The organism is Mesorhizobium helmanticense (assembly GCF_003034915.1).
Lineage (GTDB): Bacteria > Pseudomonadota > Alphaproteobacteria > Rhizobiales > Rhizobiaceae > Mesorhizobium > Mesorhizobium helmanticense.
The window spans coordinates 59543-70730 of record NZ_PZJX01000061.1; the positions used below are offsets into that span (position 1 = coordinate 59543).

The 11188-nt window shown below is 60.5% G+C and carries 9 protein-coding genes and 2 pseudogenes; 8 read left to right on the forward strand and 3 right to left on the reverse strand.

Going from position 1 to position 11188, the window contains the following annotated elements; genetic code table 11:
• Positions 1-109: 109 nt before the first annotated feature.
• From repC to C9427_RS30870, 4 genes are all read left to right on the forward strand, one after another.
• A complete protein-coding gene (repC, locus tag C9427_RS30855) occupies positions 110-1315 on the forward strand; it encodes a plasmid replication protein RepC (protein ID WP_107652794.1) in 1206 nt (401 codons plus the stop codon).
• Between the two features lie 88 nt (positions 1316-1403).
• Positions 1404-1835, forward strand: a complete 432-nt coding sequence (locus C9427_RS30860) for an antitoxin Xre-like helix-turn-helix domain-containing protein (RefSeq protein ID WP_107652811.1) — start codon at positions 1404-1406, stop codon at positions 1833-1835.
• Entirely contained in the window at positions 1832-2314 is a 483-nt protein-coding gene (locus tag C9427_RS30865; protein ID WP_107652795.1) for an RES family NAD+ phosphorylase, read from the forward strand. Before C9427_RS30860 ends, C9427_RS30865 begins: the two co-directional genes overlap by 4 nt.
• 259 nt (positions 2315-2573) lie before the next feature.
• On the forward strand, positions 2574-3203 hold the full coding sequence (locus C9427_RS30870; protein WP_107652796.1) for a hypothetical protein: 630 nt from the start codon (positions 2574-2576) through the stop codon (positions 3201-3203).
• 23 nt (positions 3204-3226) lie between these two features.
• Here the strand turns inward: C9427_RS30870 and C9427_RS30875 are convergent, their stop codons facing one another.
• Both C9427_RS30875 and C9427_RS30880 read right to left on the reverse strand, forming a co-directional pair.
• Complete coding sequence (locus C9427_RS30875) at positions 3227-4165, reverse strand: DUF4238 domain-containing protein (RefSeq protein ID WP_107652797.1); 939 nt, start codon at positions 4163-4165, stop codon at positions 3227-3229.
• Positions 4166-4176: 11 nt separating this feature from the next.
• On the reverse strand, positions 4177-5358 hold the full coding sequence (locus C9427_RS30880; protein WP_107652798.1) for a site-specific integrase: 1182 nt from the start codon (positions 5356-5358) through the stop codon (positions 4177-4179).
• Positions 5359-5483: 125 nt separating this feature from the next.
• On the opposite strand from C9427_RS30880, the gene C9427_RS30885 reads away from it, so the two are divergent.
• Both C9427_RS30885 and scpB read left to right on the forward strand, forming a co-directional pair.
• On the forward strand, positions 5484-6440 hold the full coding sequence (locus tag C9427_RS30885) for a DUF1403 family protein (RefSeq protein ID WP_107652799.1): 957 nt from the start codon (positions 5484-5486) through the stop codon (positions 6438-6440).
• 102 nt (positions 6441-6542) lie between these two features.
• Complete coding sequence (gene scpB, locus C9427_RS30890; RefSeq protein ID WP_167434554.1) at positions 6543-7133, forward strand: SMC-Scp complex subunit ScpB; 591 nt, start codon at positions 6543-6545, stop codon at positions 7131-7133.
• Between the two features lie 397 nt (positions 7134-7530).
• Here the strand turns inward: scpB and C9427_RS30895 are convergent, their stop codons facing one another.
• Complete coding sequence (locus C9427_RS30895; RefSeq protein ID WP_107652801.1) at positions 7531-9264, reverse strand: hypothetical protein; 1734 nt, start codon at positions 9262-9264, stop codon at positions 7531-7533.
• Positions 9265-10141: 877 nt separating this feature from the next.
• On the opposite strand from C9427_RS30895, the pseudogene C9427_RS30900 reads away from it, so the two are divergent.
• Together C9427_RS30900 and C9427_RS30905 are read left to right on the forward strand one after the other, a co-directional pair.
• A pseudogene (locus C9427_RS30900) lies at positions 10142-10644 on the forward strand (metallophosphoesterase family protein); the annotation flags it as partial.
• 321 nt (positions 10645-10965) lie between these two features.
• Positions 10966-11188: pseudogene (locus C9427_RS30905) on the forward strand (phosphoribosyltransferase-like protein); the annotation flags it as partial.

Sequence of the window (11188 nt, forward strand, 5' to 3'; positions counted from 1 at the left end):
TCTCGTAGATCGCACTTCGAGAATCTCATTTCCGCGAATCAGTGTCAAGAGTTTTAAGCGTCGATTCGGCGGACGGATTTCTTTTGCCTAATTGAAGGCGAAGGAAGAAATGGAGACGGGTATTGCAACGACGCCCTTTGGGCGGCGGCCGATGTCGCTTGCCATGCTGGCAGCGCAAAACGAGTCACGTGAGATCCCCAAGGGCAGGGTCGTCGACAAGTGGCAGATCTACCGCAACCTCTGCGAGGGCAAGAGCATCGTCGGCATCGGCGATCGCGCCCTGGCCGTCCTGAATGCGTTGCTGTCATTCTATCCTGACAGCGAGCTGAGTGAGGAAAACGGCCTCATCGTGTTTCCCTCGAACGCACAGCTGTCCCTTAGAGCTCATGGGATGCCCGAGCCCACAGTCAGACGGCACCTGGCGGCCCTTGTGGACTGCGGGCTGATCATCCGTCGGGACAGCCCGAACGGCAAGCGTTACGCGCGCAAGGGCAGGGGAGGGGAGATCGAGGAAGCATTCGGCTTCTCCCTGGCGCCGCTGCTGGCCCGTGCTTACGAGTTCGAAGCGGCGGCTGAGCGTGTTCGCGCCGACAACAGGGCGCTCCGGCTTATGAGGGAACGCATTACGCTGCACCGCCGGGATATCCAAAAGCTGGTCGAGGCGGCCGTTGAGGAAGACGTGCCGGGCGACTGGGGAGGGCTGTGGAGGCGTTTCCGCGCCGTTGTGGGGGCAATTCCGCGCCGTGCTTGCATTGCCGAACTCGAACCTATCGTGGCCGATCTGGCCGCGTTGCACGAGGAAGTGGATAACCTGCTGGAAATCCACATGGAATCCACGAAACCAAGCGGCAATGACTCCCAAAGCGAGCGGCAGCAATCTGATTCAAATACCGACTCTATTTTTGAATTTGAACCTGCTTTGGAAAAAAGCGGGGCGGCGGCCGAGCCACTAACGAGAAATGCAGAGCCCCCGAAAACCTATCCGCTGGGGCTAGTGCTGAAGGCCTGCCCCGAAATAGCCGATTACGCCGTTGAGGGGATCGGCAACTGGCGTGATCTCATGATAACCGCCGCCCAGGTGCGGGGATATCTGGGTGTCTCGCCGTCAGCGTATGAGGATGCCTGCCATGTCATGGGTCAGGAGATCGCGGCGGTGGTGATAGCCTGCATTTTGCAAAGGGCACAGCACATCAATTCCGCGGGCGGATACCTGCGGGTGCTAACCGAGAAGGCGAGGGCAGGGGAGTTTTCGGTCGGGCCTATGCTGATGGCGGCATTGCGAGCGAACGGCGTGACAGTAAAGATGACAGGGTAACCGTTGGCGGATCGGTTCGCGCTGATGCGGAGCTTGTATAGCACATCATGTGAGGCTATATTTTGCCTCACATGGAATGGAGACTGAAATGCTAGCGTTCGGAAATGTCGCCGACGTGTTGGGGCTGCCCGTCAAAGAGGTGGCGTCACGGTCGCCTTTCGGGCTGATCTCCCGGATCGAGAATGGACTTCCCATCGGGGCGCTCGAGCGCGTTGCGCATCTTCTGGCGCCTGGCGATGCTCAGTTCAAATACCGGCTGATCCCCAAGGCGACCTATGAACGGCGCAAGACGGTACATCGTCTCTCGTCGGACGAGGGCACACGATTGGCCCGCGTGGCGCGCGTCTGGGGTCTTGCTGTCGATGTCTGGCAGAACGAAGAGGAAGCGCGCGATTTCTTGTTTCGGCCACACCCGATGATCGAGGACAAGCGACCGATCGATGTCGTTATCCTGAGCGAGTTCGGCGCCGAAATGGTGGTCGATATCCTCGGAGGTCTGAAGTACGGCAGTGCTGCGTGACGGCGCAGACTCTCGATCGCACGCTATCGTCCTTTCGCATCGGCGATCCGGCCGGCACCTACCCGATCTTCGACGCGACCGGCTCGACAATCGCGTCAGGGCGATGGAACACGCCCGGAAGTCCTATCATCTACACCAGCGAGCACTATTCGACGGCCCTGTTGGAAAAGCTGGTGCATGGCAGCGGCCGACTGCCGCCCAACCAGCACTACATCGAAATCACAATCCCGCCCGGACTGAGCTACGAGTTCTTTTCCCAGCCGTCACTGCCCGGCTGGGACACGATGCCGGCGACGGTGAGCAAGGGATTTGGCGAAACCTGGTGTTTAGAACGGCGCAGCGTCATGCTGCTGGTGCCGAGTGTCGTGGCGCGTCTCGATTGCAATGTGCTGATCAATCCGGCGCATCCGGAGTTTTCAAGGATCCAGACAAGTCTGCACCAGCCCGTCTACTGGGATCGGCGGCTGTTTGGCGCGTAACGGGGAGGGGCGTTCTTCGGTCGCAAGTTCTTTACCATGACGGACCTCAGTCCGGATCTTGTCGCGAACGTTCTATCCGAACTCAAAAACCTGTGCCCAGATCCCGTCCGACCCGGGCGACGGATATGAATCGCCGCCAGACCCTCAGACGCTATCGCGCCACCATCGGCTCATCAGGACGGCGAATGACCGGTTCATTGAGATCGTTCAGCTGATATAGATCAATCGGCGGTGTTTTACGTCAGTAGGGGAGGGGAGAATGGCCGCAAGATTGAGCAATACGACCCAGATCGCCGGTAGGCTGACGCGTGATGACTGGAACACCGTCAAGGGTGCGTTGACCATAGGGGGCGATGAGGACGCTTGGGCCAAGGCCTTTCAGGACTTCTTCTGGCAACGGGTGAACCTGCGTTACCTCGAGCCGATCGAAGTGCTGCACGCGAATGGCACCTGGGAAGGCGAAGGTTTCTCCATCGTATCCATTCAGTGTGCGTTGATCGAATTTTTGGCGGCTGCTCGGCAAGGGAAAAAATACCGCTACCTAAGAGCCGGTCAAACGCTCGGACCGCTCGAGTACAACAGAAGCGGTGAGCTATATCGAGAGTTCCTCTCCACCGTGCAGCCATTTTCAGCATCGTTCGACGCGGCGGCGGCAGCGGACTTCTACCAGTCGGTTCGCTGTGCGCTGCTTCACGAGGCGCGGACGCACAATGGGTGGCGCCTTTGGGTATCGGGGGCAGCTCCGATCGACGCCGCTCGAAAGATCGTCTATCGCGAGGCCCTGCAGGATGCGATTTCTGCCTATGTCGAGGCCTATGGTCGCGACCTTACGACCGATCACGCGCTGCAGGAGGCGTTTATCCGGAAATTTGACGACCTGGCCGCCTGAGGCGGCGCGAGTTGTCACGTCTATCATGCCTTCTTTGCCGGGCTGTCATTCGCAACAATTCGGTGACCGCGCAGGGCAGCCAGCCGTTCCATATGGGTGGCGTGGCGCCTTGATGCGAAGTGCTTTTGCACGAAGGCGAGATCCCGGTCGTCGCTGCCAAAAACGAACTTCACTGCGTGCTGCACCGTCAATTTGTTGAGGTTCTTGGCATGCTTGCGCCGATCCTGAGCCGCGATCCGCGTCAATGTCGAAACTTGTGGCGCCGCCACGAACAAGCGGGTTGGCCCGATTGGCATCAACAGGAAGGTATCGGGTTCGACGAACGTCGCTGTCATCCAGACAGGACGATCCGAGGTGAGCAGAGGTATTCCGCAGCTCGCGAAATCGATCACCCTCCAGCGCATGTTGTTGAGTACTTGGCCGATCCGGGAATGATCCATGGATTTGCGCGCGACACCAAGCGCAAAGCGATCCACGTCGTAAGGGTCCAGATTGGCAAAGTACTCCTCTACGCTTTCCGGAGCGCCTTCCGGCCGGAGTTCGGCGTATCGCTGCTGAAGCTCCGGTATGGCAGCGCTCCAGGCTTCCTTCACGGAGGATTTGAGCTGCGCAATCTCGCCGGGCGTACGGATCGACTGAGCCCAGACGAAACGCGACCACGCGCTCCGCAATCGTGGGTCCCATTTGGAATCCGGAAGACCGTCTTCGAGCTGTTCCAGCGCTGTGGCTGCTTCGGAATCGAGCCTCGACATAAAGGTCTGCTCCATGCCTGCGTCCGGGGGAGCCTCCGGCGTGCGCATGGAATAGAGATGCTCTTCGAACCCTGTTCCTCTGGGCGACACGCGCTTGCGGACGACGCGATCGCCATGCGGTCGGCTGTAACGGCAGACGAGGCCGTCAGGCCCCACCCATTTTGCCAGATAGAACTGCGCCAGATAGTGGTGGTCCTTCGGGTCGCTCATTGCCCCGCCGCCTAAAGTCCGGCCGCTTTCGTAAGATTGACCCGGAAGCGATCGCGTCGTCGCTGATAGCGCCGGGTCATCTCGGCCGAGGTGTGTCCAAGTTGCTTCTGCACGTAGCGTTCATCGACTTCTGCCGACGAGGCCAGGCCGGCGCGCAGCGAATGACCGGCGAACTTGAGGGCACGGTCTCCTTCCGCGAGATCGCCGCGGACCCCAGCGGCGAGTGCCGCGCGCTTGACGAGCCGCGCCACCTCCTGACCGTTGAGCCGCTCGGCACCAACTTTTTTGCCTTGGCCGGTGACGCGGCGGAAGAGGGGACCATGAGCGATGCGGGCCAGTTTGAGCCAGGTCTGCAGGGCCACCACGGGGCACGTAGCATCCGATGAACCACGGCCGATCTCGACCTCACGCCAGCCGGTCTTGCCACGCAGGGTGACGAGCATGCCCTTGTCGAGAATTTCGATCCAGCCGCGGCCGTCCTCGGTCTGATCCCGGCCGACATCGACACCGACGATTTCGGAACGGCGCAGGCCACCGGTGAAGCCGATCAGCAGCATGGTGCGGTCACGCAGGCCGCGCAGTGTGCCGCGATCGAGCGTTTCGAGCATGGCGATCAGGTCCTCGGGCAGGATCGCTTCCTTCTGACGGGGAGGGGAGGCGTGCTTGTTGCGAATACCGGCCATGACGGTGGCGATGTGGCGGTCCTTGCGATCGAGCGCCTGGCCGCGCTGGGAAAAATTCCACGAAAGCGACGAAAGCCGGCGTTCGATCGTCGACACTGAATTCGGCTTCTTGTCTCCGGTCGCCGCGCCAGATGCGCAGGCGGTGATGTAAAGCCCGACGGTCTGCGGTTCCGGGGGCATCGGCGAAAGCCCCTGACGCCGGCACCAGCTCGAAAAATGTTTCCAGTCGGCCGCATAGGCGCGGCGCGTGTTGGCCGAACTCGCCGCCTCTACATAGCCCCGAGCACGATCGGCCAAGTGCTCGAGATGGGCGGGCGACTTCTGGCGCGGGTCAGGGGAGGGGAGCTTTCCACCCTCCTGCGCGTCATCGCCGCTCATTTCCATGACGATGTCGACGATGTCGGGCATGTCGTCGGCGCTGTGGGCCGACGGCGCGGGCCCTGTGCTCTCTCGTGCAGCAGACGGGTCGGGGAGGCTTCTGAGGGACTTCTGCGCGCTGGAATCGGCCATTCTCCATATAAAGAGCATTATGAACGATAATGCAACATTATCGTTCGTTTCCGTCATGCGACAGGCCGTGCGTTTTTGTGCACAGGTGATGGCATAAACCGCACAGGTGATTTATCCTCTTCTCGATGATTCGAGCGGACCCATTGCCTACTGCCGTGCCTCTGCCGCCGCGCGTGCCCCCATGGGCGCTTCCGGACGGGCACGTCGAACACGAAACCGATGCCGCGTTTTTCGCCGGAGCGGCCCTGAATTCGCTCGACTTTTCTGTTCGCTCCGAACCGGCGTGGGCCGGCGCCTGGCGTCAGCGGTTGGCCTTGAAATGCGCCGTCGTCGCTGTGCGCCTCGCCGGTCGCTCCGAGGATGAGGCGGCGTTGCGTGACGCCTGGTATGTGCGTCCCGCTGACGGCGATCCCGGCCCCGCCGGCAATATTCTGCACGCGTGGCGGCAGCTGGTATCGCGGCCGCCGGTGATCGACGCCGTGAGACTGGCCGAGGTTGTCGAACTGCTCGGCCTGCGCTGGAATGACGGCTTTGCCGATCTCCCGAGCGCAATTGACGATCTGGTCCGCTCTGGGCGGCCGGCGCCGTTTGCCGCCGCGGCGGTCGCCAGCCGGATTGTTGCCGTGTCGCCGGGAGCGGAAGTGCTGGCCTGGTGGTGTGCCGATTTTTTGGTGGCGCAAAGGCTGCGCTGGCCGCGGCCGGTGCCGCTGTTGATGGCGCAGGTTTTTGCCCCCGCCTTCCGAACCAGTGACGGTCGCGCCAAGCGGATTCGGCCGGGGGAGCAAAAAGAATTTGAGCGCGCCGTGTGCCTGGCGCTGGCGCAGGGGGCTGACAACGCCTTGCGGCTGGCGGCAGATCTGTCGCGGCGCGCCGAGCGGCTTGCTGCGGTGATGCCAAAACTGCGGGCCAAGGGGGCAGGGGAGGCGATCGCAAGGCTGCTCGACGACGACGCCGTGCCGGGCTCGCTCGTGACCAAAAACCTGTCGCGGTTCGGGTCACGGCGGCTGTTCGACCGGTTGATGGAATTCGAAGCAGTGCGTGAATTGTCGGGACGGCCGACCTTCCGGCTGTATGGGCTCTAGGCGGTGGCTGACCAAACCGCCCAGAGAAAAGAAAATGCCCACTCGGGGCTGCTGGATACCGAGCTCGAGCACCTGCCGCCGGAGCTGCGCTGGCGCGAGTGGATGGGTAGGGTCGAAGCGGTGATCTTTGCCGCCAGCACACCGGTCACGCGCGAGACGCTGGCCCGCGTCGTCGGCAAACACTGCAACATCGAGATGATCATCGACGACATCCGCGCCGACCTCTCCGGCCGGCCGTACGAGCTGGTCTCGGTGGCCGGCGGCTGGCAGCACCGAACCAAAAAGGCGTTTGGTGACGTCATTCGTACAGCTTCAGGCCAGGCAGAGAGTGCACGACCGCTATCGCAATTGGAGGCGTTGGTGCTGATGTGCATCGCCTACTTCCAGCCGATCACCCGCGGCGAGCTTTCTTCTTTCTTTGGCAAGGAGGTGTCGCGCGACCTGATCAGGGTTCTGCGATCGCAGGATTTGATAGCGTCGGGACCACGCTCTCCACAGCCAGGCGCGCCCTATACCTATGTCACGACGAAGGCGTTTTTGTCCCACTTTGGCTTCGATACGCTACGCGATCTGCCGGATTTCGAGGCGCTCGAGGACGCGGGGCTACTGTCGAAGGAGAAGCTGCTGACCGGCGACATCCCCACTGGGCTGCCGGCTCATCACTTGGAGGATGAAGTACCGTCCAACGCATAGCGTTGCTTAAGCCAGCCGAGCGGGTTTTGGGATTGTCCATGCAGTGCTAGGCACTTGGTCAACGATTTCGCCAGGGGGGTGAATTGGCGGAGGCTCACATCGCTTAGCCGTCGACCTGCAGGCTTACTCTCGGCGAATAAAGGAAATTAGGGCAAGTCGCTTGGCTCCCAGGCAATTAGGGATTAAGTAAATGGTGCTAAGGAGCAATCATGTCTGATCTCAAAGAACGCTATGGGACTGCTACGCGTGCCGCCAAGGAGGCGATCAGGCAGCGCAAGGATACGCCGCGCTCGGCTGAAGAGCAGCGCGTTTTCGAGTCATTTCGGAAGCAGGCCCGATCTGCCTACAGCGCACTAAAGCAAAAGTCGCCTACAAACCGAAACAACCGGACCGGTTCCTAACGGGCTTTTCCAGTGCTTAGCCATTTTGGCTTGGCAAGAGGATCTGCGGATATCCCCTCATAGCCTTCGAACACCCACCGGTGAGCGTTGGCGTCGTCCGATCTCCCGTCCAACGTATGCTCGGTCTTAGTGTCGGCCTTAAGGACGAGATGGACGGCGTCACTGCTTCTGGGCAATTCCAGCCGTTGCACACCGTGCGCCTCGTCTTTCCAAAGTCCGATCGCGCTGGATTGCGGGTATTTTTTCGCTTGGTTCTGACGCTCGATAAGTCCAAGCGAAGTGAAGGTTAGTACGGAGGACCCGGGGTCTTCCGCCAGCACAGTCGCGTAGCGAGCCGGCCAACGGCCCTCAAGCTGCGGCCCATCCATCAATAGCGCGACAACCAAGTTGGGCCCAACCGCGCGCAGCACTGCCTGGCAAGGGTCGACCCTGGCCAAATCCTCACAAATCAGCGTGGTCAGGGATGTGCCGCCTCGGTAGACAAGCAGGTCCAGGCCGCGGCCGAGCAGATTCAGATGTTCCCACCAGCTGCGAGACGGCGGAAGCGCGGCCTCGATTTGGTAGTCCTTTATCTGGGGCTCGGTCAGCTTCCATCGGTGATGCTTCTCCCGAATTAGGAAAAGCTGATCCAGCCCACCGGTCAACTTGCCCTCGCCGGTCAGGAAGAATGGGGCAATGGCAACGAAATTGCCTTCTCGCCCGTGGCGGTCGCTACTGATGCCGGAGATAAGGAAGTCAACGCCAGATTCCTCAGCCAAGGCACGCGCCAGTTGGCGAAATAGGGGCAGGTCAAGCGATAGCTCCGGCAGGACGACGCCATCGACCCGGCGCTCGCCCTTGCGCGCGGCCCTGACCAAGTCCAACACAAATATGACAAATGCTTTGCGGCCTTCGCTGTCCCCGATTGCTGGAAGCCATTGCTGCTCGACACCGAACCAACCCCATCGATTTCGTGCGTCACCCGCAGCCACGAACACTGAGGCATCAACCGCATAGGGATAAGGTATCAGTAGCAGTCCGAGGTTCTGTGGCGCTGCACCGTCGGCCTCAAAAGGCGACGTCACCCAACTAGCGCGAACCGAGCCTTGCCCAGGCAGCAGTGCGAGATGATGGCTAAGTGATCGCATCGTGCATCCGACCGCAGGTGTGCGGGACTTGGGTTGCACGCAAACGATGCTCGGATCCGCAGTCGATATCGTTGCTGGGCCACTTTGGATTCGCCTGAATTCGCGACCGCTGATCACGTCACCTTCTGTGAACGCCTCGACGACCGGTGCATAGAAAATGTTGTCCGCCACAAAGCCGACGTGCCGGCTGGCTTCATCTGAGATCATCAAGAGCTCGACCATGATAGGCCACCAAGAAGGACATACTGCGTCGGGAGCCAAATTTGTGAATGCCAATTCTGACGAAAACGGCTGAAGGCCGCGCCATAGCTTGGTGATACGCGCAGGAACCGACGGAAGCTTGCCGGGAGGGACGGTGGACTCTCTCCAGCTTTTGCCGACGCGTATTGCCCGCGCTCGCATCTTGCCATCGACGATGATCTGCCGATCAGGGCTGGGAGCACCCGACTCAGGGGTGACGTGATGATATGCCCCGCTTGCTTCGAGAACGTAGGCAGCAAATGCGAAAATATCGGCCGGCAGAACCGGCGCCTCGACAAAGCCTAGAATCTGCCGAGACGCGTCAGGGAACAGAAGCCTGAAAGCTTCACCAAGAGTCAGCATAGCAGAAAGCCCCCCGCAGCGTCTGTCGCGCTACTTCTTAGCCGTGATTCGGGTCAGTTGGAATTGTGCAAGCGCTGGACGACTTTCGCGTGGACCGTGCACTTCAATCCGCATTGGTTGAGGTCCATCACTCGGACGCTGCATGGGCCTTGAGGACCGCGGTGTCAAGGAATCAAGAAGGACTCGCGGTCAGCTGGGGCGGCGGTTCCTTCGCGACCCAACGCCTGTGCGACCAACGCCGCAACAACGCGCCTGGCCGAGCTACGGTGCGGATCGATCCGCGCTTGAGATGGGCGTCACGGGCCGACCGTGGACATAGGCGCTCTGAGATCAAACAGGATCCTGAGCTCGGCGCCGGCACCGGGATCACCAACAAGCCGCCCAACTGGTTCTACCATAATATTGGTAACCTTGCGGCCTTTCTGCGGATCGGCGGGTGCCTTGGCGCCATAGATGGCCAAACGTACCGGGCTGGCGACCGGAATCACTCCAGACCAGGGCCGAGCGCCGCCTCGCCGGGGACGCGCGCCCGACCAGCGGCGGCGCTATGCTGACGCTCTTTAGGCCGCCCTGTCGAACCGGTCTCGGCATTACGAAGCGGCTCGACGATGAAATGACAACGTCCGTCCGTCCGAACATTTCATCGTCTGCGCTTTGTACACCCTAATTTGCTCTTGCCACGTGCGCGGTGTGGCTGCCGCCGCACCGATGGGGGACTTTCCTGGGAAGAGAAGAATGTATCAACTCGTCGGAACTGTTGCTGAAGGCAGGCCGACTTTGCTACCGAAAACGAGGCGGCACCGGCGCTTGCCGGACGTTCGGCGAAATTTGGCTTGGCGTTTCGCTTGAGCTTCCGTCCGCCAGGTGAGCATTGCGAATGGCATTTCGATTTGTTCATACGGCTGACATCCATCTCGATTCGCCACTGCGCTCGCTTGCCCTGCGCAATCCCGAGCTTGCCGAGCTCGTCGGCGACGCTAGCCGCCAAGCCTTGATCACGATTATCGATCTCTGCCTTGCGGAGCGTGTCGATGCTCTGGTTATTGCCGGCGATCTTTACGATGGCGACCAGACGTCGATGAAGACGGCGCGCTTTCTGGCCGCGCAAATGGCGCGTCTCCATCAAGCTGGCGTCAGGGTCTACATGATCCGCGGCAATCATGACGCCATGTCGCGGATTACGAAGCAGCTCATATTGCCCGACACGGTGACCATTTTTGGCGGCCGCTGCCAATCCGTCATCCAGCCTGGCGCTGGGGTGGACGTCGCGTTCCATGGGCTGAGTTTCGCCAGCCCCAAGCGCCCGAAAGCCTGCTGCCCAAATATGCCGTACAGCAAGAGGGAGCAGCGAACATCGGCATCATGCATACGAGCCTGGCCAAGGAGCGCTTCGCGCCTCATCTCAGCCGTTCAGTCCGTCATGGCGCGACTCCAGGAGCAGACGATCGTTCAGTATTCCTGCCGCATTCACTCATTCACTATTTTTTAGACGTTCCCATCGTTAGCTTTGGGCCGATTGACGTGTGAAGCCGATAGTCGCAGCATAATCTGATCGATTTCTCCTCCATTTCGAGAGTACGCATCATTCCATTCAAAGCGCGACTCAATTGCTTTGCCAACGGTGAGCAATTCGCTACAAACTCTCCAGGGGGGAGATTCTGTGCACGAGACGATATTTGAATATGTTACGGCGTGGTGCCGATGAACCTGCTCGGCCTGCGCCTTATTGCGCAAATCATGAACTGGACCGATGACGGCGTGGCGACGGCTGAGTATACTTGGCTGCGGCTAATGGCGTCGACCAAATATGACGGCTACAGCGATTTCCGCGCGGGATCCCGCTTCATCGAAAATCTGGCAATCTGGCTGAAACAGTTCGATGCCGAGGACCGCCAGACGGCCTATGATTTTATTAAGCACCGGC